Origin of the sequence: Paenirhodobacter ferrireducens (genome assembly GCF_004022265.1) — a bacterium.
In the GTDB taxonomy this organism is placed as follows: domain Bacteria; phylum Pseudomonadota; class Alphaproteobacteria; order Rhodobacterales; family Rhodobacteraceae; genus Rhodobacter; species Rhodobacter ferrireducens.
In genome coordinates, this window is record NZ_SAVB01000019.1 from 39067 (window position 1) to 60408 (window position 21342).

The following is a 21342-nucleotide window of genomic DNA, read 5'->3' on the forward strand; positions in this document are numbered from 1 at the left end:
CCCGACCACACATAGGGGAAGGCCGGCCCGGAGAAAAGCCCGCAGCGTCAGGGCGCAAGCACGATCCGCGCCGAAAGCCCGGGGCCGAACACATCCGAGATCTGCATCACCTCGATGGCAAAGGGCCCCGTGATCCCGTCCGCCACCGCCTGCGCCAGGCTGTAGCTCCAGGCCGGCGTGCTCACCGTGGCCTCCCGGCGCACGGTCGTGCCCTCGATCACCCGCACCAGATACAGTTCCGAGGCCTCACCCAGCGGCACCTCGTAGCCGTCCCAGCTGTCGCCGTCGATCCGGGTGCGGCGCACCCAGCTCAGATCCCAGCCCGCCCCCCCGCGCCCCGCGCGCAGATGGCACGGGCTGAGCGGGCGCAGCCCCGCGCCGCGAAAGGCCAGCACCTCGTGCACATAGGACGGGTCGTCATAGCCGCGCCGCGCCGATCCGATCCGGTAGTGCCGCGCCAGCCCCCGGGCCGAGGCGGCGAGCTGGATCTGTTCGGGCGCCTCGTCCAGCAGCACCACCGAGCTGCCGGCGGGCCAGACCTCGGGCATCAGCGCATCGGTGCCGAGCTTCCCGCGCAACCGCAGCGACAGGTCCCAGGTATTGGTCAGAACCGGCATCGCCGTGGCGAACTGCAAAAGCTCCCAACCCTCGGCGCTGCCATCGCCGATCGCCAGCAGGTTCGCACCGGACAGCAGCCGCGCGACACTGACCGACTCGAGATCGCCGCCGACCATCCGCACCCGCAAGGGCGCCCCCCGGTCCCACAGCCCCGGTCCTGCCGCGGGCAGCGCGCTCAACGTCTCGCCGATCACCGCACGCGCGGAAAGCGTCGTGTTGAGCGCATAGCCCTCGTCCTCGATCGAGGAATAGACGGCAACGGTGCCGGGCCAGGGCGTCGCGGTCACCGCCAGATGCGGAGCCTGAGGATCTTCCATCCCCGTCATCAGCGGCAGGTCGAGAAAGACCGGCGTCACCGGCACGGGCGCAGCGAAGGGACGCGGAACCACCCGCTCCTCAACCTCGTCCGAGGGCTGATAGATCGCGGGCTCCACCCGCACCGCCTCAACCGCAATCGCGCCCGCCTGTTCCAGCCGGTCGAGCCGGTAACGCCGCGCCCCCTCGGGCGTCTCGAGCGCCACGACGTCCCCCGCGCCCAGATGGCCGAGCGAGGGCGGCAGCGAAAACCGCGCCCCGTCGCGCGCCACCCGCGCCTCGGCAAGCCAGCGCTCGGCAAGCCCCTGTGCCTGTGCCCGGGTGAGCGCGAGCGACAGCTCCGATCCCGAGACCGCGCCATCCTCCTCGTCGGGAAACAGCGCCTCGGCCACCGCAACCTCGAAACCGCCATCCGCCTCGACATAGGTCAGCCGCACCCGCCCCGCCATCTCGGCCTCGGGCGCACGTCTCGTCTCGATCACCGCGTCGCTCTCCTCGCCGAGGGCCAACGCATCGTGGTCAAGCTCGGCCGCCACCCGCCCGTCGCGCATCCGGAACACAAGCCGCCCGTCGCGCTCAAGCGCCTCGAAGCCATAGGCGAGCATCAGCGACTGCAGCATCGCCCGCCCGCTTTCGCCGCCCCCCGGTGCAAAACCGCGCACAAGCCCGTAAAGCCCGCCGACGTCGATCGCCCTCACCCCTGCGCTTTCGCAGATCTCGGCCACCACATTTGCCAGCGGCTGCGCCACCGCGCGGCCGGAAATCCAGTGCCCGCGCGCGTAATTCTCGGCATCGGCCCAAAGATCGGCGCGTCCCGGAAAGGCCGGATATGGTCGGCTGTCCCAGGCCCAAACATGGGCGCGGCGCATGTTGACCATCGGCCCGCCGTAAAGCTCAGAGACCGGGTTGTGCGCCGCCTCGCCCCAATAGCTGACCATGGCGCGCAGGTATTGCATCTGGATCAGCTCGTCGCGACGCCCGTCCGAGAAATGGGGCAGGCGCGATTCCGAACTTTTCGGGTCGAGGAACTTGTTGGGCTGGTTCGTGCCCTTGTCGATCGCGGCACAGCCCATCTCGGTGAACCAGACAGGTTTCGAGCCCGGCACCCAGGCGGTCGCCGTGGCGCTGCGCAGGCCGTCCACCCGCTCGTGATGGGCGTTTTCCCACCAGCCGCGAATATCCTTCACCCGCCAGATCCAGGGCTCGTCATGCGCACCATCGGTGATCGGCGTCCGGATCTGCGCCGCACGGTGCTCGTCGGCGGCATAATACCAGTCGAACCCCTCGCCACCGGCAACATTGGCCTTCAGGTAGTCAAGCGCATAGATCGCGCCCCAATGGGCATCGAGATGCGCCTCGCCGTCGCGCCAGTCCGACAACGGCATGTAATTGTCGATGCCGATGAAATCCACATTCTCGTCGGCCCAGAGCGGATCGAGGTGAAAATAGCGGTCGCCATTGCCCGGGGCATAACCCGCATATTCCGACCAGTCGGCGGCATAGCTGATCTTGCAGCCAGGCCCGAGGATCGCCCGCACCTCGGCGGCGAGCGTGCGAAAGGCGGCCACCGCCGGGAAGCTGTCTCCCGCCCCGCGGATCTGGTTCAGCGCCACCATCTCGGTGCCGATGCAGAAGGCCTCGACCCCGCCCGCCATCGCGCACAGATGCGCATAATGCAGGATGAAGCGGCGCATCGACCATTCCGCCGGCCCCGTATACTCGACCGTGCCGGTGCCCGGGACGAAATCGCCGGGCTGCGCAGCGCCGAAGAAGGCCGCCACCTCTGCCTCGGCGGCAAGGCTGCGATCCGGGCTACCCGCGCGCCCCGGCGCGACCGACAGGGTGATCCGCCCGCGCCAGGGCAGGACCGGCTGGCTCTCGGCCCCATCCCAGGGGTTTTGCAGCGTGTTACCCGCGGTCTGATCCATCAGGATGAAGGGATAGAAGGTCACTGCCTTGCCCGCCGCCCGCAAGGCCACGATCGCCTCGATCACCGCGGCATCGGCCGGAGTGCCGCCATAGATCGACGCGTCATCGGTGCGCGGCACCACCTCGACATCGGCGCGGAAGGCGCCCGAGACCTGCCAGCGCATCGCCGTCCCCTCGACCGAGGCATCGGCGACCTTCGGACGCACCGCACAGTCGCCGCAGCGCAGGTCGCTGCCGAACCAGGACACGACCAGCGAGACCGCCTCGCAGCCCGGCAATTCCTCGTCGAGCGCGGTCAGCGCCTGCGAAAAATCAGTGCCCCCACCCGGCGCGTTCTGGTTGACCACCTCGGTCACCGCACCCGCCCCGGTGCCCGCTTTCTGATAGACGGGCGTCGTCGCCAGTGCATATTCGCCGGTGCCCGGGATCATCGCCACCGCCCGCAGCCCCCGCACAAGATCGGGCACCGTGTCGATCAAAGCGCCCTGCGCCGGCCGCACCACCTCGAAGGAGAACTGCGGCACCCGGTTGCCATAGGGCGACAGCTCCAGATCCTCGAAGACGACATAGGCGATGCCACGATAGGCCGGTGCCTCTCCCGTCCCCTCCACCGCCTCGATCTTCGGATCGGGCAGCTGATCCTCGGAACCATTGTTGACGCGCATGGACAGGTTGCCCGGCTCGATCTCGATCCCGTCCGCCCAGACCCGGCCCACGCGCAGGATCTCGCCCTCACACAACGCAATCGCCAGGCTCACCGAATAGCTGTAGCTGGTCGATGTGACCTTCGGCGCGCCCTTGCCGCGTTTCTTCGTTGCCTTCGTCTCGAAGAAGCGGGTGGCCCAGATCACCTGTCCGGCAACCCGCATCCGCCCCCAGACCCGACCGACCGGCTCTCCCTCGCCCGCACTCGACAGCCGCAGCCGATCGACCCGCCCGGTCTCCACCCGCTGCGATCCGATCCCCAGCAGCCGCTGGTCGATCACCTGTCCGAGCGTCGCTCCGATCGCCCGCCCGATCACCGCGCCCGACAGGCCGGCAATCGTGCCGCCGAACCCCGCCCCGACCAGCCCGCCCGCCGCGGAAAGCAACAGTGTCGCCATCAGAGGCCTCCCTCAGAAAACTGAAACCGCGCCACGATCCGCCGCGCCCAGGGGCGCGACAGCGGGCTCTCGATCACCCCGTGGCCGCTGTAGGCATGCACGAAGCTCGCCCCCGCCCCGCCCCTGGCCGCGATGCCCAGATGCTTGGCCACGCCGCCCGCGCGCAGCCGGAACAGGATCACCTCTCCCGGCAGCTCGGGCAGGCTGCCCGCCTCTTCCGAGACCGCGATCAGATGCCGCCGCGCCGCAGCCCAAAGCCGCTCCTCGCGCACAGGCTCCGACCAGTCGGGCGTATAGGGCGGCACAGGTTCCGGCTCGCCCCCGTAAAGCTCGCGCCAGATCCCGCGCAAAAGGCCAAGGCAATCGCTGCCCGCCCCCTCGACCGAGGCCTGATGCAGATAGGGCGTGCCGATCCAGCGCCGCGCGATCAGAACCGCCCGCTCTCCCACGCTCATCGGAACAGGCTCCCACCGTCGTTGCCGCCCCCCTCGACCGGATAGGACAGCAGCCAGTCCCCGCCGGGAAGATGCGGAAATCCCCTGAAATTCCTGAAATTGTCGAATTTCAGCCGACAGGTGTCGGCACGCCGGTCGCAGCCCGCATCCAGCCGCACAAGGTCCCCCGCCGCGACCTCGGCGCCCAGCCCCTGCCACAGCTCGACCACCCGCGCACCGCTGCCCTGAACCCGGTCGTTCTTGATCACGCCAAGAAGCCCCGCCGCCGCCCCGCTCAGCACGCGAAAGCGCCCCTTCTCGAACCAGCGGTCCTCGAAGCCCGCGACCGCGGCAAAGCGGAACACCCGCCCGTCCTCGACCTCCTCGGCGGCGATCTCGAGCCCGTAGCCGTTCCTCTCCAGATCGAAGCGGCAGAACGCATCCCCCAGCACCGCCGAACAGCGCGGGTGATAGATCCGCCCGCGCTCGGCCGACAGCGCCTCGGTCAGCCCGCGCAGCTCGGCACTGAAGGCGCCCGCCCCCCGCGTCACCTCGCCGATCGTGCCGCGAAAGGTCTCGGCCCGGATCGCCACATCCGCCCAGTCGACGATCCAGGCCCGCACCTCGGCCCCGTCATAGCGCCCGGCCAGCAGATCGCCCTCCGTGATCGCCTCCGAACTCAGCGCACCAGCCCCCTCGCTGTTGTCGACCGAAAGCCCCGTGCCCTGCACCAGCGCCTTCGCCGTCATGCCACTGCCGGGCTCGAAGGTGATGCCCTCAAAGGCGAGCGGCCGGTCGTGATCGGTGAAGCCCAGCACCCGCCCGTCCCGGCGCACGATCGCCCAGGCCCGCGCCATCGTCGTCGCGCCGCCCGCAAGATGCGCCTTCAGCTCCTCGGAATAGGCCATCAGATCCGCACCTCCAGCACCGGCACCTGCGGCAGGTCGCCCGCCCGGAACGACTGCACCGAGACCTGGATCGTGTCGGTGTCGAACCGCACCGGCACGTCGAACTCGAAGCCCGCGGTCACCCGCACCCCCTCGGCCGGCGGGTCGAAGAAGGTGACGATGCCGGTGGCGGTGTCGATCTCGAAATGCACCGCTTCGGCCTGGCTGTCGCCCTGCACCCCGACGACGACCGTCCCCGCCACCGGCTTGGTGATCGGCCGCACATAGTCGACACCGCCCGAGCTGTAGGTCTTCTTCAGCCCGAAGGCCGTGGTCACCCCGTCGCCGGTGCCGATCAGTTGGTCCTCGAACCGCGGCGCGCGCGAGGCCGGACAACTCTTGTAATCGGCCCAGTCCTTCCAGCGAAAGCCGTGCAACTGCCCGGCCCGCGCCTCGAAAAAGGCGATCAGCCGCTCGACGTCATCGAGGCTGCGCAGCCCCACCCCCGCATCATAGCGCCGGCGCGAATGCGCCCAGGGGGTGTTGCGCTCCTCGAAGCCGTTCGCCAGCGTGACGATCTCGGTGCGCCGCTCGGGCCCGCCGACCGAGCCGAAGCTCAGGTTCGCGGGGAAACGGATCTCGTGAAAGGCCATCCTCCCCTCCCTCAGCTGTTGCGGCTGCCGCGCGCGAGCGCCCGGTTGATCTGCGCGGCGATCTGGCTCTGGCTGCGGGCAAAGCCCGCGACATCGGGCGTGGTCACGTTCATCACCACGTTGACCGTGCGCCCGCCGCCCGCCTGCACGCCAAGCCGCCCGTCCGCACCGCGGGCGAGCGGCAAGATCGCCTCGGGCCCGGCCTCGCCCATCAGCCCGGCGCCACCCCGCATCGGGAAGGAAACGGGGCTGCTCACCACGCCGCCCTTGGCGAAGGGCATCACCCGCCCCTGGCTGAAGGCCGCGCCATTCGCGAAGGGCAGAAGCCCGCTCAGCAGCCCGTTCACCCCCTCGGCAATCGCCGAGCCAAGCGCGTTCTGCACCGGCCGCATCGCAATCGAATAGGCGCTGGCCGAGATCGTCTGTGCCACCTCGCTCAGCGCATCCGACAGCTTCATCCCGTCGAAGATCAGCCCGTCGAAGGCGCGCCGCAGCCCGCGCCCGATGCTGCTCGACAGGGTCGAGACCTCGCGCCCGGTGAAGACCATGCTTTCGCGCATCCGCAAAAGCTCGCCGCCAAAGCTCGCCGCCACCGCCTCGGCCCCGCCAAGGTTACGCTCGAGATCGGCCGCCTGCGCACTCAGCGCATCAAACCCGTCCATCTGCATCCTCCCGATGTTTCGGTCCTGCCGGCGCGTCCGGCCAGCGCGCGGCAAGCGCCGCCAGCCCCGCCCGCGTCAGCGGCGCCCGCGCCGCGCCCTCGCCCAGCATCAGCGCAAGCTCAGCCGGGGTCAGCGCCCAAAACTCGTACGGGCGCAGGCCGAGCCCGCGCAGCCCCGCCCGCATCAACCCAGCCCAGTCGAGCCCGCCCTCGCTCACGATGCCCCCGGCACGGTGAAGGCGCGGGCAAGCAACTCCGCCGCGATCCGCGCCGCGGCCACCGGGCCGCCGCCGATCTCGACCGTGCGCAGATCCTCTGTCCGCCCGTCCCAACCGCCGCCGCGCAGCCCCGCGACCACAAGCGCCAGCACGTCGCGGGTGGAAAACGCCCCGCTCTCGAAGCGCCGCACAAGGTCGAGCATCGTGCCGCCGCCCAGCTCCGCCTCGAGCTCGGCCAGCGCCCCAAGCGTCAGCTTCGCCACCCGCCGCTCGCCGTCGAGCACGACCTCGACCTCTCCCGCCCAGGGGTTCGCCATCACAGCGCCGTAAAGCTCAGCGCCCCGGCCGAGGCGAGGCTCAACTCATAGGTCGCCTCGCCATTATGACTGCCCGCATAGTCGATCGAGGCGATCATGAACGGCCCCTCGACGATGCCGAAATCCGGGATGATGACCTGGAAGTCCGGCGCCTCGCCGTCGAAGAAGATCTGCCGCGCGCGCTCATCCGTCGCCGCGTCGCGAAACACGCCCGAGCCGCTGATCGCGGCCGAACGCACGCCCGCTCCGCCCAGAAGCTCACGCCAGCCGCCCTGACTTTCCAGCGAGGTCACGTCGACCGTCTCGGCGTTGAAGCTGATCCGCGTCGCGCGCAGCCCCGCGATGGTCTCGAACGCGCCCGCCCCGGTCAGGTCGAGCTTGATCAGAAGGTCCTTGCCGTTCTGTGCCGCCATTTTCTCTCTCCGATTGCTGAAATTACCACGGACCGGACGGCCCGCTCAGGTCTCCACCCGGGCGCGAAAGGTCAGATCGATGCGCCGCAACGTCCCCTGTGCCGCCCGTGCCGCCCGCGCCCGCAGGAACCACAGCCCGACCAGCCGCCCGCGCGTGAGCACAAGCGGCGCGTCGACCAGCACGTCCGAAACCGCCGCCGCAGCCTCCTTCGCCCCGGCAAAGCCCGCCGCATCACTGATGACCGAGACGATGAAGTCATGCAGCGCCGCGCCGCCGCTCTTGTCCGAGGCATCGCGCGCCTCCTCGGGGCCGAGGCTCACCCAGGTTCCCGTGGGCGTGCCACTCGGCGCCGCGTCATGGATCGCACTGCCGACAAGCGCCGCCAGCGCCGCGTCGTCGCACAATGCCTGATAGACCGCGCCCTGCAGCGCGGCCGCCACGCCATAGCTCATCTCGCCACCTCCTCTCGGGCAAAACAGGTCAGATAGCGCGCGCCCGGGTCCGCCTCGGCAACCGCCAGGATCGCGAAGATCCGCACCCCCTCGCGAAAGCGCTGCCCGGCCTCGGGCCGGCGCGGCGATCCCGCGGGCGCCGCACGCACCACGATCGTCCAGGGCGTTGCCCCAAGCGCCAGCGCCTCGCCCGCCCGCGCTTGCCCGGTCCCCGCGCGCATCTCGGCCCAAAGCGTGCCAAGCGGGCTCCAGCCCGCGACAAAGCCGCCCGCGCCATCCTCGGCACGGGTCGGCGCCTCAAGAACGAGCGGCCGGTTCAACCGCGGCACGCTCATCCCCGCCCCCCCAGAACCCGCACCGTGCGCCAGCGCTCGATCAGCGCCATCACCCCGAAGGGCATCGCGCTCGCCTCGCCAGCGCCGTCGTGGCGCAGCTCGAAATACTGCGCCGCGAGCAGAAAAACCGCCTGCGCCAGATCGACCGGCAGATCCGCCCAGCCCCCGAAGCCCGCGGTGAAGTCGATCTCGGCCGTACCCGCCACCGGCACCGCGGGCAGCGCCCCGCCCACAGCCTCGAGCCGCGGCCGCGCCAGATCCTCGACCAACCGCCAGCGCGTGGCGGACAGCATCGTCTCGGTGCCCGCGCGGTCGATCAGCCGCACCCCGGCCACCGCGCTCACCGGCGCCACCGGCAAGGGCACGCTTTCGGCATCGCGCCAGCCCGGCAGCACCAGACGGAAGTCATGCGCCAGAAGCACCTTCGCCGTCCGCCCCTCGATCGCCGCGATTGCCGCCCGCAGATAAGCCACCAGCGCCGCATCCTCGGCACCCGTGTCGTCAAAGCCGCTGCCAAGCCGCAGGTGGTCGCGGAATTGCGCCACCGGCAGCGCCGCCTGCGCCACCGCCGTCAGTTCCTTCAGCATCATCGCATCTCTCCGAAAGTCGCTGGCCGCCCCCCGCGCACGCGGCGCGGGGGGCGTTCGGGCGCGGGCCTCCCGCCGTCGCTCGGACGGAGGGAGCAGCTAGGCGGCGGCGCTCGGCCCGCACCCGCCCGGCCGGGTCGCCCCGGCTCAGGCGGAGGGCACCGCCTCCGCCATCCTCACCGCCCTCACGAGACGGCAAATTTCAGCAGCTTGATCGCGGCGAAGTCGCTGACATCGCCGCCGACCCGCTTCGAGGCATAGAAGAGCACATGCGGCTTGGCCGAGAACGGATCGCGCAAGACCCGCAGGTCGGGCCGCTCGGCGATGGTGTAGCCGCTCGCGAAATCGCCGAACGCCAGCGCATAGGCGCCCGCGGCGATGTCGGGCATGTCCTCGGCCACCAGCACCGGATAGCCCATCAACCGCGCGGGTTCCCCCGCCGCCAGCCCGTCGGTCCACAGGAAGCGCCCGTCGGCGTCCTTCATCTTCCGCACCGCACCCGCGGTCTTCGAATTCATCACGAAGCTCGCGTTCGCCCGGTAGTCCGCCTCGAGCGCATAGACCAGATCGACAATCGCATCGGCCGCGTTCACCGCAGCGAAATCGCCATCCGCCCCGGTCGCGACATAGCCAAGCGCGCCCCAGGCCCAGGCGTCGTTCGCCACCTTGGAATGGGTCAGGAAGCCGGTCGGCTTGTCGACGCCATTGCCCGAGACGAAGGCCGCCGCCTCGGCCCGGGCGAAGCGGTCGGCGATGCGATTGGCCAGCCAGGTCTCGATGTCGAAGGCGGCATCGTCGAGCAGCCGCTGGCTCGCCTTCGGCATCGCGGCAAGCTCGTGCAGCGGGATCGAGATCCGCTCGATCTGCGGCGTCGCGGTCTCGCTCAGCGTCACGGTCTCGGTGGCCCAGCCCGAGCCGAGCTCGCTGCGGTCGACCAGCACGTCGTAGGAGGTCGCCTCGACATTCACCACCGTCGCCACCTGGCGGATCGAGGCGGTCGCGCGCAGCACGCCGCGGATCGTCTCCGAAGTCTGCGGGTCGACGAGATAGCCACCCTCGGCGGCCACGGCAGTGTTCAGCGCCTTGCCCTCGAGGCTCAGCGCACGCAGCCCGTCGTCATCGCCCGAGCGCAGATAGGCCGCAAAGGCCTTCTGGTGCGGCGCTTCCTCGATGGCCGCGGCGGCAAGGGCGGGACGCCCGGTGAAGGTCTTGCTCTGCAGCATGGTCAAACGCTCTTCCTGTTGTTGCATCCTCGTCTCCACTTCCCCCTGAAAGCCCTTGATCTCTTTCAGGAAACCTGACAGCGCAGTCTTCACCACGGCGGCCGGACCAGGCTCCGCGGACGGCTCCGCCCCGGACCGGGCCTTGAACTCGGTCGTCATCCTTGCACCTCTCTTGCGATGGGGCCGGCTCAGCGCCGGGCCAGCTCGGCCGCCGCACCTTCCAGCGCCTCGGCCAGGTCGCGCCAGATCGCGGCCTCGGGGCTCTCGCCCTTCGCCGCCACCCGCGCCTCGCGAAGCATCGGGAAAGTGACAAGCGACACCTCCCAAAGCTCCAGATCGGTCAGCACCCGCTGGCCTTTCGCGTCCTTCGCGGCGCGCACCGTGCGATAGCCGATCGACAGCCCGTCGATCGCCCCCGCACCGATCAGCGCCGCCACCTCGCGCGCCTTTGCCACGTCGGGCAGCAGCCGCCCCTTGACGTAAAGCCCGCGCGCATCCTCGAAGATCTCCTCCCACAGGCCGATCGGCTGGCCCGGATCGTGCTGCCAGAGCATCTTCACCGTGCCGCCCCGCGCCTTCTGTGCGGCAAGCGAGCGGGCATAGGCGCCGGGCGCCACCACGTCGCCGCCCTGATCGGGCAGACCGAAGAGGCTCGCATAGCCCTCGATCGCCGTGCCATCCCGCACCGTCACCGCCTGCCCGCTCGCGCAGAACTTCAGCTCCAGCCCGCAATCTTTTGTATTCATGTCGACTTCCTCATCTGGGGGCGTATTGCAAAAGGCCCAGCACCGCCTGCGTCAGGATCACCGCGACGACGCCATAGACTGTCATCCACAGCCGTTTCTCGAGCCCGAGGATCATCGCCTCGATCTTCTCGAGCCGCCGTTCGACCTGCGCGAACTGCAGCTCCATGATCCGTTCGGTCGCCTCGAAGCGCTGCTCGTGGACCTCGAAGGGTTCCTTCAGGAAACGCGACCCGCCCGTCGCCATCTCAGCCCTTCGCCAGCGGCGGCAGGCCAAGCGCGGCGCGCTTCTCGGCATCGGTCAGGAAACTCGCCTCGCCGATCCGCTTCCACTGGGCATCGCGCTCAGCAGCGAGCGCCGGCACCTGGTCGAGGTCCGGGCGCAGCTCGATCACACTGCCCAGAAAGCCCGACAGCCACCACGCCACCGCGGCCGCAACCCGCGTCGCCAGCGGCAGCACCGTCAGCCGGTAAAAGGCCCGGTTCGCCTCGGCATAATTCGCATAGGTCGCGTCGCCCGGGATGCCCAGCAGCATCGGTGGCACCCCGAAGGCCACCGCGATCTCGCGCGCCGCCGCGGCCTTGGTCTCGTGGAACTCCATGTCCGAGGGCGAAAACCCCATCGGCTTCCAGTCGAGCCCGCCCTCGAGCAGCATCGGCCGCCCGGCATTGCGCGCGCCCTGATGATGCGTCTCCATCTCGAAGACCAGCCGGTCGTATTGCTCGGGCGAAAGCATCCCCTGACCGTCCGTGCCCTTGTAGACGATCGCCCCCGACGGCCGCGCGGCATTGTCCAAAAGCGCCTTCGACCAGCCGGAGGCGGCATTGTGCACCTCGATCGCCACCGCCGCCGCTTGCAGCGGACTCAGCCCGTAATGGTCGTCCTGCGGGTGAAAGCTGCGGATATGGCAGATCGGGTCGGGATGGCCGGTCATGTCGAAGCGGTGCCGCCGCCCGCCCACGGCATAGTCATAGGCCACCGGCCAGCCATCCGCCCCGGGCACCACCGACATCCGGTCGGCACGCAGAACATGCAGCTCGCGCGGCAGCCCCGCCTCGGGGACCACCGCCTCCAGATAGCCGTTCCCGCTCAGCAGCAGCTGGCCGAACAGCGCCTCGAAGAGCTCGGCCCGCCCCTGGCCAGCATTCGGGCGCCGCAGCAGGTCGAGCACCGGATGCACCTCATAGCGCCGCTCCGCGTCCTGGCAGATCAGCGGCACCGCCGCCGCCGCCTCGGCGATCAGCCGCACCGAGCGGAACCCCACGGGGTTGCCGAGAAACCCGAGCCGGGTCAGCGAGCTCGTGTCGCGCGGCCCCCAGACCGGCCGGCCGGCCCCCGTGGCCATCGCCGCGATCCGGCCGGTGACCGAGGCCTTGCGCTCGGGCGCCGCCTCCGGCGCCTGTCGGCGAAAGAAGTTGATCCCCATCCGGTTCTCCTCGTCTGCATCTGGGCCCGGGCCCCGGGCACGGTCGGAAAAGGGGCCGGGAATGACCCCGGCCCCTGAACGGTTGCTGTGCGGCTGCTGTCGATGGCGGCGGCGGGGGTTTCACACCCCCGCACCCCCGTGAGGTATTTCAGGCAAGGCGAAAGAGGCGGTCAGAGCCCGCGCACCTGCGGCCGTCGCCACTGCAGCGAGGGCTCGATGATGAGCTCGGTCAGCGCCCAGACCAGCGCATCCGCCCGGTCGGGCGAGCCGCGGCCCTGATAGCCCTGCACCGTCATCCGGCACAGCTGATCCTCAAGCGCGCCCAGCCGTCCGGCGCGCAGGTGCTTGACCCGGCCCTGCTCGTAAAGTGCGGCGACCGGCTCGGCCCGCGCCGCCTTGCCCCGCGCGGCGCGCAGCGCCTTGAACGGCACCAGCGGGTCGATCTGCCGAAGCACGCTCTCGACCAGATCGCCGCCCTGGTTCACCTCGGCCACCAGCCGCTCGGCGCCCCATTTCTCCATCGCCGCGATCGCCGCCCGCGCCCAGTCGGTCGGCCGCCCCCGCGCCGTGCAATCCTCGAGCACATAGGCGCGCCAGTCCTGCGCCGGCCCCGTGCTGACCACACCCGCGACGATGATCCCGCATTCGTCCGACCCCGCCCCCGCGGTCACCGCCGGATCGACGGCCACGACGATGCGGTCAAGCGCCGGCGCCGCCTCGACCCGCGCCGCCTCGAGCGCGGCAGTGCTCCACAGCGCGCCCTCGACATCGTCGAGCAGCACGCCATCGAGCTCCTGCCGGCCAAGCCGCGTGCCGGCATAGCGCCCCCGCACCTCCTCGAGGAAGGAGGCCGCCAGATAGGCCCGGTTCGCCTCGGTCGGGGCATGGGTGATGACGGTCGAGGGGTTGTGCACGATCGCCTTCAGCACGCCCACGTTGCGCGGCGTGGTGGTGATGACCTGCTGCGGATGATCGCCAAGCCGCAGCGCGAATTGCAGCATGTCCCAGGTCTCCTCCGCCTTCTTCCACTTGGCGAGCTCGTCGGCCCAGGCGGCGTCGAACTGCGGCCCGCGCAGCGCCTCGGGCTCATGCGCCGAAAACGCCTGTGCCGTCGCCCCGTTCGGCCAGACCAGCCGGCGCCGCCCCGCCTCCCACTCGGGCCGGCGGTCGGGCGGCGAGCAGGCAAGAATGCCGCTCTCGCCGAAGATCATCACATCGCGCACCTGGTCGAAGGTCTCGCCCACCAGCGCCACCCGATTGGCGCGGCCGGGGTCCGCGGGCCGCGCCCCCTCGACCTGCGCGCGCACCCATTCGGCGCCCGCGCGCGTCTTGCCCGCACCCCGCCCGCCCATAATCACCCAGCTCTTCCAGGCGCCGGCCGGCGGCAGCTGGTGTGGCAGCGCCCAGAACTCGAAGATCCAGGGCAGCGCCAGAAGCGCGCCATCGCCCAGCCCCGACAGGAAGTCATCCACCTGCTCCTGCGTCGCGGAGACGAGCCAGGCGGCGCCCGATCTCAGCGCGGGCGGCGTCGAAGTCGAGCTCGCCGGTTCCGACGACCCCGGCAACCTGCTTGCGGAGTTTTTCAACGCGTGTCCTTTCATCCATCACCATCTGAAAGGCAGCGCGAAGGTCCTTCACCGCCTGCGCGGCGACCTTCGCCTCCTTCAGATCCCCCTGGCGAACCCCTCGCATCGCCAGCGCCAGTTCCCCGGCAATTTCCCGATACAGAAGCTCGGTCTCCGTCAGCAGATCGACTGCCGGCGGAGCCCCTCCCGAGAAGGTCATTTCCATCTGTCGTGAACCCGCCTCTCATGCCTGATCCGCACGAGCGAAATGCAAAAGCGCCGACGGTTCCCCGCGGCGCTTGCCCACTTCTCCTAGCATGTCAAATCTCTACCCCAGAGCGTTCGCAAAGTCAATCGCTAAATCCATGGTTGCGCCCGTCAGGCAAAAGGAAACCCCCGGAAGAACCGGGGGGTTCGCTGAAAGATCAGTTATTTGTGCTATCGGCCGGCGCGGCCTTTTCCAGCGCGCGCCACTTCGCGACATTGCGGTTGTGCTCCTCGAGCGTCTCGGAAAACACATGCCCGCCGCTGCCATCGGCCACGAAGAACAGATAAGGCGTCGAATCGGGATGCAGCGCCGCCTCGATCGCCGCGCGACCGGGGTTGCAGATCGGCGTCGGCGGCAGGCCCGCCACGACATAGGTGTTGTAGGGCGTCTCGCGGCGCAGCTCGCTTTGCCGCAAGCCCCGGCCCAGCACACCCTGCCCCTTGGTCACACCATAGATCACCGCCGGGTCGGTCTGCAGCTTCATTCCCTGCTCGATGCGGTTGACGAAGACGCTCGCCACGCGCGTGCGCTCCTCGGTGATGCCCGTCTCCTTCTCGACGAGCGAGGCCATCACCAGCGCCTCTTCGGGCGTCGAATAGGGAAGACCCGAAGCACGCCCTTCCCAGGCCGCCGCGATGATCGCCGCCTGGCGTTTCTCCATCTCGGCAATCAGCGCATTGCGGTCAGAGCCGCGCTTCATCTCATAGCTTTCGGGCGCAAGGCTGCCCTCGGCCGGGACGGTCTTGATCTCGCCCTGCAGGAAATCGGCCGATTTCAGCGCCTCGACGATCTGCCAGCTGGTCGCGCCCTCGGCCACGGTCACCCGCAACCGCACATCGGCCTTGCCCGCGGCCTCGGCAAAGCCCTCGGGCGGGGTCTCGGTCTTCGGATCGAACTTCGCCTGCTCGACGTAATCGCCCGTCGCCGGGTCAAGCTCACGCAGGATCAGCTGCTGGCCCGTCACGCCGATGCGATAGTTCAGCTCGGTGCCGCAGGTCGACGGCCCGCCCGAGGTGATCTGTTCGACGATGCCCTGCATCGTCGCCTCAGGCTCGATCAGATAGGAACCGAACTTCAGATCACCGCTCTTCTTCGCGTAATCCGCCCCGGCACGGAAGATATAGGCCGACGAGATCGCTCCCTGCGCCCGCAGCTCCTCCGACACCCGCGCAAAGCTTGCGCCCGGCTCGACCTTCAGGCAGACCGCCCGGGCCAGCGGCCCCGGCTCCTCATACTGCTTCTGCGCCCAGGCGACGAGTCCGCCAACCGCCACCAGCAGCACGATCAGTACCGTCAGGAAGTTCGAGACGATATGCCGCCACATCAGGCGCGGACCTTGCCAATGATCAGGCTCGCATTGGTGCCACCAAAGCCGAAGCTGTTCGACAGCGCCACGTCGATCTTGCGCTTCACCGCCACCTTCGGCGCCAGGTCGATCGTCGCCTCGGCGGCCGGGTTGTCAAGGTTCAGCGTCGGCGGCGCCACCTGATCGCGGATCGCGAGGATGCAGAAGATCGCCTCGACCGCTCCCGCCGCGCCCAGAAGGTGCCCGATCGCCGATTTGGTCGAGCTCATCGTCGCCTGCGTCGCGGCATTGCCGAGGAAGCGCTCGACCGCCGCAAGCTCGATCGTGTCGGCCATCGTCGAGGTGCCATGCGCATTGATGTAGTCGATGTCACCCGGGCTGATGCCGGCGCGCGCCACTGCCGCCTTCATCGCGCGGAAACCGCCGTCGCCGTCCGAGGCCGGGGCAGTGATGTGATAGGCATCGCCCGACAGGCCATAGCCCAGCACCTCGGCATAGATCTTCGCGCCGCGCGCCTTCGCATGCTCGTATTCCTCGAGCACCACGACCCCCGCGCCTTCGCCCATGACGAAACCGTCGCGCTCCGCATCCCAGGGACGCGATGCCTTCACCGGGTCCTCGGCCGCGGTCGACAGCGCCTTGCAGGCGTTGAAGCCGGCAATGCCAATTTCCGAGATCGGATTTTCCGCGCCGCCCGCCAGCATGACATCGGCATCGCCGAGCATGATCAGCCGCGCCGCATCGCCGATCGCATGGGCGCCGGTCGCACAGGCGGTCACCACCGAGTGGTTCGGGCCCTTGAAGCCGAAGCGGATCGACACCTGTCCCGAGGCAAGGTTGATCAGCGAGGCAGGGATGAAGAACGGGCTGACCCGCTTCGGCCCGCGCTCCTTGATCAGCACTGCGGTCTCGGCGATCGTCTGCAACCCGCCGATGCCCGAACCGATCATCACGCCGGTGCGCTCGCGGCTCTCCTCGTCCTCGGGCATCCAGCCCGAATCCTTCACCGCCTGCTCGGCGGCCGCCATCGCGTAAAGGATGAACTCGTCGACCTTGCGCTGGTCCTTCGGCTCCATCCACTGATCCGGGTTGAAGGTGCCGTTGCTGCCGTCGCCGCGCGGAATCTCGCAGGCATATTTGGTCGTCACGTTGCTCGCGTCGAAGCGGGTGATCGGGCCGGCGCCCGACTGCCCGGCGATCAGCCGCGACCAGGTTTCCTCGACCCCGCAGGCCAGCGGCGTGACCAGACCCAGACCCGTGACGACAACGCGACGCATGCTCGACCTCTCAGAGTAGTGCTCGTTCGCGTCCTGATACACGCGCAGGCGGAACCGCGCAACGTCAAGCACCGCCGCGGCGCGGCAAAGCGCCCGGGAAATCGAGCGGATAGGCCGCAAGTTCCTCGTAGATCGGCCCCTCGGCGCGCAGGTGCGAGCGCATCATCGAGAAGCCCGTGACCTCGAAGGGATTGAGCGCCAGATCGCCCCGCACCTGCAGAAAGCGGCCCAGCCGGCCGGCCTCCGGCGCGCCGAAGTCGCGCCCGAAGCGTGCCAGCGTCACATGCGCGCGAAAGCGGCGCCGCGGCAGCACCAGCCCCGCGGTCCGCGCCGCGCCCGTAACCGCGCGCACCAGCGCGTCAAGCCCGGGCTCGGGGCGCAGCCCCACGACCACCGCCTCCGGCCGCTCGGACGGACCGAAAACGCTGATCCCGGCCGGGGCGAGCCAGAACCCCGGCAGCCGGATCGCATCCAGCGCCGCATCAAGCTCGCCCGCCTGCATCCGGTCAATCTCGCCCGCGAAGGCGAGCGTCAGGTGCAGGTTCTCCTCGGCGACGGTCCGGCCACAGCCCAGCTCGTCTTGCAGCGCACCAAGGCGCGCCGCCACCTCTTCGGGCAGCATGATCGCGACGAAGACCCGCATCCCCCCTCCGGCAATGAAAAACGGCGCCCCGCAAAGGGCGCCGTTCAGGAAATTCTGTCCGGAAGGATCAGACGGCTTCCGAGATGAATTTCACCGCGTCGCCAAAGGTCTGGATCGTTTCCGCGGCGTCGTCCGGGATCTCGATGCCGAACTCTTCCTCGAAGGCCATCACCAGCTCGACGGTGTCGAGGCTGTCAGCGCCCAGATCGTCGATGAACGAGGCGGTCTCGGTGACCTTGTCCTCTTCGACGCCCAGGTGTTCCACGACGATCTTCTTCACGCGATCAGCGATGTCGCTCATGTCTCTTCCTCAATTTGAGGGCCTTGGCCCGTCCCGTATTCCGTGCTCGCAAGAGCGGCTTGGCGCCCCCGGCCGGGGCTGAAAGCCCAGGGCAAAGGCCCTGACCTGTTCCCCCGCGCCTATAGCACAGTCATGCCCCAAGGCAAGCCGTTTCGCAAGCGCGGGCGGCGCGTCAGATCATCGCCATGCCGCCGTTGACGTGCAGCGTGGCCCCGGTGACATAGCCCGCTTCCGGACTTGCCAGATAAAGCACCGCAGCGGCGATTTCCTCGGCAGAGCCCATGCGCCCGGCCGGGATCTGGCCAAGAATCTTGCCCTTCTGCTCGTCGTTCAGCTTCTCGGTCATCGCCGTCGCGATGAAGCCCGGGGCGACGCAGTTGACCGTGATGCCGCGGCTTGCAACCTCATAGGCAAGGCTCTTCGACATGCCGACAAGACCCGCCTTCGCGGCGGCATAGTTGCCCTGCCCGGGGTTGCCGGTCGCGCCGACGATCGACGAGACCGAGACAATCCGGCCCCAGCGGGCCTTCATCATGCCGCGCAGGCTGCCGCGCATCAGCCGGAAGGCCGAGGTCAGGTTAACGTCGAGCACCGACTGCCATTCCTCGTCCGACATCCGCATGAACAGGTTGTCGCGGGTGATGCCGGCGTTGTTCACCAAGATGTCGAGCGAGCCCATCGCCGCGACCGCCGCCTTCGGCAGCGCCTCAACCGAGTCTGCATCCGACAGGTTCGCCGGGCAGACATAGGCGCCCTCGCCCAGCTCCGCGGCCAGCGCCTCGAGCGGTTCGACCCGCGTGCCCGACAGCGCGACCTTCGCCCCCGCGCCATGCAGCGCCTTCGCGATCGCCCCGCCAATGCCACCCGAAGCGCCCGTCACCAGCGCCGATTTCCCCGTCAGATCAAACATCGCTTTCCCCTCGGATTGCCGTCGCGTCTCCTTAGCAGCGTTCCGCCCGTCCCGCCAGCCGTCGCATCCGCGGCGCCGCTGCCATAAATTTGCCGCTTTTCGTCATCACCGTCCGCCGCATTGAAAAATGACTCCCCAATTGACGACCTCAGATTCACCAAATTGGCAAATCCATGGCATTCATCACCCCGATCACCCGGCCGGATTCTCCGGGCACCTCCGTTTTCGACGGCATCTTCAGTCTCGGGGGCGGCCTTGCGCTGCTCACCCTCTCGGTGTTGCTGATCCTCGCCGCCGCCGTCCTGCGCGAATGGCATCATCCTGTCAACGAGCGGCGCGACCGGCCGCGCAGGCCGCTGTTCTGACGGTCCGCCGCGTCAGATGACGCCGCCGGCATGAAAAAGGGGCGGTTCCCCGCCCCTTCACGTCCCGATGCCGCCCGGGCTCAGCCCTTCAGCTTGGCGATGTCCTCGGGCGTGCCCACGGCCGCCTGCGTCGTCTCCTTGGCGATGCGCTTGATCATCCCCGACAGCGCCTTGCCGGCGCCGATCTCCCAGAACTCGGTCACGCCCTGACCGACCATCCATTGCACGCTCTCGCGCCAGCGCACGGACCCCGTGACCTGCGCCACCAGAAGCTTGCGGATCTCCTCGGGGTCGGTGACGCCCTGAGCAACCACGTTCGCAACGACCGGCACCATGGGCGCCTTGATCTCGACGCCCGCCAGCGCCTCTGCCATGCGCTCGGCCGCGGGCTGCATCAGCGCACAATGGAAGGGGGCGGAAACCGGCAGCATCACCGCCCGCTTCGCGCCCTTCGCCTTGGCGATCTCGACCGCGCGCTCGACTGCGGCCTTCGCACCCGACACCACGACCTGCGCCGGGTCGTTGTCGTTCGCGGCCTGACAGACCTCGCCCTGTGCCGCCTCGGCGGCGACCGCCGTAGCGGTCTCGAAATCGAGGCCAAGAAGCGCCGCCATCGCGCCGACGCCCACCGGCACCGCCGATTGCATCGCCTCGCCGCGCACCCGCAGCAGTTTCGCCGTGTCGGTGATGCTCAGGCTGCCCGCCGCGCACAGCGCCGAATATTCGCCGAGACTGTGGCCCGCGACAAAGGCCGCATCGGTCACCGCGAAGCCCTCGGCCTCGAGCGCCCGCATCGCCGCCATCGAGGTCGCCATCAGCGCCGGCTGTGCATTCGCAGTCAGCGTCAGCGTCTCGATGTCGCCGTCCCAGATCAGCGCGCTCAGCTTCTCGCCCAGTGCCGCATCGACCTCGTCGAAGACTGCGGCCGCCGCCGGCCATGCCTCGGCCAGTGCCCGCCCCATGCCGATCGCCTGCGCGCCCTGCCCCGGGAAAACAAATGCTCGGCTCATGCCATCCTCCGTGTCCGAATTTGCCCACCTCTAGCCCGGCCCTGCCGCCGGGGCAACTCCTGCGCACAGCGTCTGTGCAAAGCCCGGCGTGGCCGGCCGGGGCGCAAGCGACTATCCTGCGCCGGTCCCGAACAACGGCCCGAGGCTTCGATGCTTTCCAATACCCCCACGTCCTACGGCACGCTTGCCCGCGCCTTCCACTGGCTCGTCGCGCTGCTGATCCTCAGTGCCATCGCGCTTGGCCTTTATGGTGAAAGCCTGCCGCGCAACGCCGAGACGATCGACACGCTGAAGACGCTCTATTCCGCGCACAAGACGATCGGCGTCGCGGCCTTCTTCACCGCGCTTGCCCGCATCCTCTGGGCGCTGGTCCAGCCCCGCCCGACGCCGCTGCACCCCGAGCGCCGGCTTGAAACCTTCGGCGCCGAGCTGGTGCACTGGGCGCTTTACGGCGCGATGCTGGTGATGCCGGCCTCGGGCTGGATCAGCCATGCCGCGCAGGCGGGCTTTGCGCCCATCCTGTGGCCCTTCGGCCAGACCCTGCCCTTCGTGCCGCAGTCGGATGCCGTCTCCCATGGCGCGGAAATCGTGCACAAGCTCTCGGCCCTGGTGCTCTATGCCGCCCTCGCGCTGCATGTGCTCGGTGCGCTGAAACATGTGGTGATTGACCGCGATGCGACGCTGGCGCGGATGACGCGCGGCACTGCGGCGGGCCCGGGCAAGGCCGATCACTCGGCCCTCGCCCCGCTTCTCGCGGTGGTGATCTGGGCGGCGGTGATCTCCTTTGCGCTGCTGGTGCCGCTGCCCGACGAGGAGGGCGCCGCGCCCACCGCGGTCGCGACGGCCCCCGCCACCCCGTCTGCCGCCGCCCCGGCCAGCACCGCGGGCAACTGGCAGGTGACGCAGGGCACGCTCGGCTTCACCGTGAAGCAGATGGGCGCCGAGGTCAGCGGCAGCCTGCCGAACTGGACGGCCGACATCGCCTATGACGAGGCGACCGGCACGGGCACCGTCACCGTGACGATCGACACCACGACGCTGGTGCTCGGCTCGGTCAGCGATCAGGCGAAGGGCGCCGATTTCTTCGACACCGCCGCCCACCCGAGTGCCACCTTCACCGCCGCGATCGCCCGCACCGAGGGCACGGCCCATACCGCAACCGGCACCCTCACCCTGCGCGGCACCGAGGTGCCGGTGGTGCTGCCCTTCACCCTGACGATCGAGGGCGACACCGCGACGATGAGCGGCCAGACCACGCTCGACCGGCGCGCCTTCGGCATGGGCGCAAGCTATCCCGACGAGGCGACGGTGGGCTTCAACGTCGGCGTGCAGATCGCGCTGACCGCGACCCGCAAGGACTGAGCGCCCCGCGCCATCCCGC

General features: G+C 69.4%; 25 protein-coding genes. 2 read left to right on the plus strand and 23 right to left on the minus strand.

Going from position 1 to position 21342, the window contains the following annotated elements:
• Nucleotides 1–47: 47 nt before the first annotated feature.
• The 22 genes from EOW65_RS13580 to fabG form a co-directional block, all read right to left on the minus strand.
• Nucleotides 48–3965, minus strand: coding sequence for a baseplate multidomain protein megatron (locus EOW65_RS13580; protein WP_128150300.1), 3918 nt, complete (start codon nucleotides 3963–3965; stop codon nucleotides 48–50).
• The gene (locus tag EOW65_RS13585) at nucleotides 3965–4420 is read right to left on the minus strand and encodes a C40 family peptidase (protein WP_128150301.1); all 456 of its coding nucleotides are present in this window, start codon (nucleotides 4418–4420) and stop codon (nucleotides 3965–3967) included. Before EOW65_RS13585 ends, EOW65_RS13580 begins: the two co-directional genes overlap by 1 nt.
• On the minus strand, nucleotides 4417–5307 hold the full coding sequence (locus EOW65_RS13590) for a DUF2163 domain-containing protein (protein WP_128150303.1): 891 nt from the start codon (nucleotides 5305–5307) through the stop codon (nucleotides 4417–4419). The genes EOW65_RS13585 and EOW65_RS13590 overlap by 4 nt, the downstream gene beginning before the upstream one ends.
• Entirely contained in the window at nucleotides 5307–5939 is a 633-nt protein-coding gene (locus EOW65_RS13595) for a DUF2460 domain-containing protein (RefSeq protein ID WP_128150305.1), read from the minus strand. The genes EOW65_RS13590 and EOW65_RS13595 overlap by 1 nt, the downstream gene beginning before the upstream one ends.
• Before the next feature lie 11 nt (nucleotides 5940–5950).
• The gene (locus EOW65_RS13600) at nucleotides 5951–6601 is read right to left on the minus strand and encodes a phage tail tape measure protein (protein ID WP_128150307.1); all 651 of its coding nucleotides are present in this window, start codon (nucleotides 6599–6601) and stop codon (nucleotides 5951–5953) included.
• Nucleotides 6588–6818, minus strand: a complete 231-nt coding sequence (locus EOW65_RS13605; protein ID WP_276319604.1) for a rcc01693 family protein — start codon at nucleotides 6816–6818, stop codon at nucleotides 6588–6590. Before EOW65_RS13605 ends, EOW65_RS13600 begins: the two co-directional genes overlap by 14 nt.
• The gene (locus EOW65_RS13610; RefSeq protein ID WP_128150309.1) at nucleotides 6815–7135 is read right to left on the minus strand and encodes a gene transfer agent family protein; all 321 of its coding nucleotides are present in this window, start codon (nucleotides 7133–7135) and stop codon (nucleotides 6815–6817) included. The genes EOW65_RS13605 and EOW65_RS13610 overlap by 4 nt, the downstream gene beginning before the upstream one ends.
• A complete protein-coding gene (locus EOW65_RS13615; RefSeq protein WP_128150311.1) occupies nucleotides 7135–7548 on the minus strand; it encodes a phage major tail protein, TP901-1 family in 414 nt (137 codons plus the stop codon). Before EOW65_RS13615 ends, EOW65_RS13610 begins: the two co-directional genes overlap by 1 nt.
• A 45-nt stretch (nucleotides 7549–7593) precedes the next feature.
• A complete protein-coding gene (locus tag EOW65_RS13620; RefSeq protein WP_128150313.1) occupies nucleotides 7594–8001 on the minus strand; it encodes a DUF3168 domain-containing protein in 408 nt (135 codons plus the stop codon).
• On the minus strand, nucleotides 7998–8336 hold the full coding sequence (locus EOW65_RS13625; RefSeq protein ID WP_128150315.1) for a head-tail adaptor protein: 339 nt from the start codon (nucleotides 8334–8336) through the stop codon (nucleotides 7998–8000). Before EOW65_RS13625 ends, EOW65_RS13620 begins: the two co-directional genes overlap by 4 nt.
• A complete protein-coding gene (locus tag EOW65_RS13630) occupies nucleotides 8333–8926 on the minus strand; it encodes a head-tail connector protein (protein ID WP_128150317.1) in 594 nt (197 codons plus the stop codon). The genes EOW65_RS13625 and EOW65_RS13630 overlap by 4 nt, the downstream gene beginning before the upstream one ends.
• A 182-nt stretch (nucleotides 8927–9108) precedes the next feature.
• Complete coding sequence (locus EOW65_RS13635) at nucleotides 9109–10305, minus strand: phage major capsid protein (RefSeq protein WP_128150319.1); 1197 nt, start codon at nucleotides 10303–10305, stop codon at nucleotides 9109–9111.
• Between the two features lie 29 nt (nucleotides 10306–10334).
• Entirely contained in the window at nucleotides 10335–10892 is a 558-nt protein-coding gene (locus EOW65_RS13640) for an HK97 family phage prohead protease (RefSeq protein WP_128150321.1), read from the minus strand.
• Nucleotides 10893–10902: 10 nt separating this feature from the next.
• Nucleotides 10903–11136 (minus strand): GTA head formation protein, RCAP_rcc01685 family, encoded by a 234-nt coding sequence (locus EOW65_RS13645; protein WP_128150323.1) that lies wholly within the window; start codon nucleotides 11134–11136, stop codon nucleotides 10903–10905.
• Between the two features lies 1 nt (nucleotide 11137).
• On the minus strand, nucleotides 11138–12316 hold the full coding sequence (locus EOW65_RS13650) for a phage portal protein (RefSeq protein ID WP_128150325.1): 1179 nt from the start codon (nucleotides 12314–12316) through the stop codon (nucleotides 11138–11140).
• 170 nt (nucleotides 12317–12486) lie between these two features.
• Nucleotides 12487–13788 (minus strand): DNA-packaging protein, encoded by a 1302-nt coding sequence (locus EOW65_RS13655; RefSeq protein WP_128150327.1) that lies wholly within the window; start codon nucleotides 13786–13788, stop codon nucleotides 12487–12489.
• Entirely contained in the window at nucleotides 13781–14107 is a 327-nt protein-coding gene (locus EOW65_RS20300; RefSeq protein ID WP_240664686.1) for a hypothetical protein, read from the minus strand. Before EOW65_RS20300 ends, EOW65_RS13655 begins: the two co-directional genes overlap by 8 nt.
• Before the next feature lie 199 nt (nucleotides 14108–14306).
• On the minus strand, nucleotides 14307–15473 hold the full coding sequence (gene mltG, locus EOW65_RS13665; protein ID WP_128150329.1) for an endolytic transglycosylase MltG: 1167 nt from the start codon (nucleotides 15471–15473) through the stop codon (nucleotides 14307–14309).
• A complete protein-coding gene (fabF, locus tag EOW65_RS13670) occupies nucleotides 15473–16732 on the minus strand; it encodes a beta-ketoacyl-ACP synthase II (RefSeq protein ID WP_128150331.1) in 1260 nt (419 codons plus the stop codon). Before fabF ends, mltG begins: the two co-directional genes overlap by 1 nt.
• A 64-nt stretch (nucleotides 16733–16796) precedes the next feature.
• Entirely contained in the window at nucleotides 16797–17375 is a 579-nt protein-coding gene (gene thpR / locus EOW65_RS13675) for an RNA 2',3'-cyclic phosphodiesterase (RefSeq protein WP_128150333.1), read from the minus strand.
• A 67-nt stretch (nucleotides 17376–17442) separates the two neighbouring features.
• Nucleotides 17443–17676: an acyl carrier protein gene (locus EOW65_RS13680; protein WP_068765186.1), complete on the minus strand. Its 234-nt coding sequence runs from the start codon at nucleotides 17674–17676 to the stop codon at nucleotides 17443–17445.
• 172 nt (nucleotides 17677–17848) lie between these two features.
• Nucleotides 17849–18586, minus strand: a complete 738-nt coding sequence (gene fabG, locus EOW65_RS13685; RefSeq protein WP_128150335.1) for a 3-oxoacyl-[acyl-carrier-protein] reductase — start codon at nucleotides 18584–18586, stop codon at nucleotides 17849–17851.
• A 173-nt stretch (nucleotides 18587–18759) separates the two neighbouring features.
• Here fabG and EOW65_RS13690 point away from each other — a divergent pair, with 173 nt between their 5' ends.
• Nucleotides 18760–18951, plus strand: a complete 192-nt coding sequence (locus EOW65_RS13690; protein ID WP_128150337.1) for a hypothetical protein — start codon at nucleotides 18760–18762, stop codon at nucleotides 18949–18951.
• An 80-nt stretch (nucleotides 18952–19031) separates the two neighbouring features.
• Here the strand turns inward: EOW65_RS13690 and fabD are convergent, their stop codons facing one another.
• Complete coding sequence (gene fabD, locus EOW65_RS13695; RefSeq protein ID WP_128150339.1) at nucleotides 19032–19961, minus strand: ACP S-malonyltransferase; 930 nt, start codon at nucleotides 19959–19961, stop codon at nucleotides 19032–19034.
• Nucleotides 19962–20111: 150 nt separating this feature from the next.
• Here fabD and EOW65_RS13700 point away from each other — a divergent pair, with 150 nt between their 5' ends.
• Nucleotides 20112–21323 (plus strand): cytochrome b/b6 domain-containing protein, encoded by a 1212-nt coding sequence (locus tag EOW65_RS13700; RefSeq protein ID WP_128150341.1) that lies wholly within the window; start codon nucleotides 20112–20114, stop codon nucleotides 21321–21323.
• The last annotated feature ends 19 nt before the right edge of the window (nucleotides 21324–21342 follow it).

Bases quoted from the DNA above. Each gene is read 5' to 3' on its own strand.
- EOW65_RS13580 (WP_128150300.1), bottom strand. From the start codon at position 3,965: ATGGCGACACTGTTGCTTTCCGCGGCGGGCGGGCTGGTCGGGGCGGGG.
- EOW65_RS13585 (WP_128150301.1), bottom strand. From the start codon at position 4,420: ATGAGCGTGGGAGAGCGGGCGGTTCTGATCGCGCGGCGCTGGATCGGC.
- EOW65_RS13590 (WP_128150303.1), bottom strand. From the start codon at position 5,307: ATGGCCTATTCCGAGGAGCTGAAGGCGCATCTTGCGGGCGGCGCGACG.
- EOW65_RS13595 (WP_128150305.1), bottom strand. From the start codon at position 5,939: ATGGCCTTTCACGAGATCCGTTTCCCCGCGAACCTGAGCTTCGGCTCG.
- EOW65_RS13600 (WP_128150307.1), bottom strand. From the start codon at position 6,601: ATGGACGGGTTTGATGCGCTGAGTGCGCAGGCGGCCGATCTCGAGCGT.
- EOW65_RS13610 (WP_128150309.1), bottom strand. From the start codon at position 7,135: ATGGCGAACCCCTGGGCGGGAGAGGTCGAGGTCGTGCTCGACGGCGAG.
- EOW65_RS13615 (WP_128150311.1), bottom strand. From the start codon at position 7,548: ATGGCGGCACAGAACGGCAAGGACCTTCTGATCAAGCTCGACCTGACC.
- EOW65_RS13620 (WP_128150313.1), bottom strand. From the start codon at position 8,001: ATGAGCTATGGCGTGGCGGCCGCGCTGCAGGGCGCGGTCTATCAGGCA.
- EOW65_RS13625 (WP_128150315.1), bottom strand. From the start codon at position 8,336: ATGAGCGTGCCGCGGTTGAACCGGCCGCTCGTTCTTGAGGCGCCGACC.
- EOW65_RS13630 (WP_128150317.1), bottom strand. From the start codon at position 8,926: ATGATGCTGAAGGAACTGACGGCGGTGGCGCAGGCGGCGCTGCCGGTG.
- EOW65_RS13635 (WP_128150319.1), bottom strand. From the start codon at position 10,305: ATGACGACCGAGTTCAAGGCCCGGTCCGGGGCGGAGCCGTCCGCGGAG.
- EOW65_RS13640 (WP_128150321.1), bottom strand. From the start codon at position 10,892: ATGAATACAAAAGATTGCGGGCTGGAGCTGAAGTTCTGCGCGAGCGGG.
- EOW65_RS13645 (WP_128150323.1), bottom strand. From the start codon at position 11,136: ATGGCGACGGGCGGGTCGCGTTTCCTGAAGGAACCCTTCGAGGTCCAC.
- EOW65_RS13650 (WP_128150325.1), bottom strand. From the start codon at position 12,316: ATGGGGATCAACTTCTTTCGCCGACAGGCGCCGGAGGCGGCGCCCGAG.
- EOW65_RS20300 (WP_240664686.1), bottom strand. From the start codon at position 14,107: ATGGAAATGACCTTCTCGGGAGGGGCTCCGCCGGCAGTCGATCTGCTG.
- mltG (WP_128150329.1), bottom strand. From the start codon at position 15,473: ATGTGGCGGCATATCGTCTCGAACTTCCTGACGGTACTGATCGTGCTG.
- fabF (WP_128150331.1), bottom strand. From the start codon at position 16,732: ATGCGTCGCGTTGTCGTCACGGGTCTGGGTCTGGTCACGCCGCTGGCC.
- thpR (WP_128150333.1), bottom strand. From the start codon at position 17,375: ATGCGGGTCTTCGTCGCGATCATGCTGCCCGAAGAGGTGGCGGCGCGC.
- EOW65_RS13680 (WP_068765186.1), bottom strand. From the start codon at position 17,676: ATGAGCGACATCGCTGATCGCGTGAAGAAGATCGTCGTGGAACACCTG.
- fabG (WP_128150335.1), bottom strand. From the start codon at position 18,586: ATGTTTGATCTGACGGGGAAATCGGCGCTGGTGACGGGCGCTTCGGGT.
- EOW65_RS13690 (WP_128150337.1), top strand. From the start codon at position 18,760: ATGGCATTCATCACCCCGATCACCCGGCCGGATTCTCCGGGCACCTCC.
- fabD (WP_128150339.1), bottom strand. From the start codon at position 19,961: ATGAGCCGAGCATTTGTTTTCCCGGGGCAGGGCGCGCAGGCGATCGGC.
- EOW65_RS13700 (WP_128150341.1), top strand. From the start codon at position 20,112: ATGCTTTCCAATACCCCCACGTCCTACGGCACGCTTGCCCGCGCCTTC.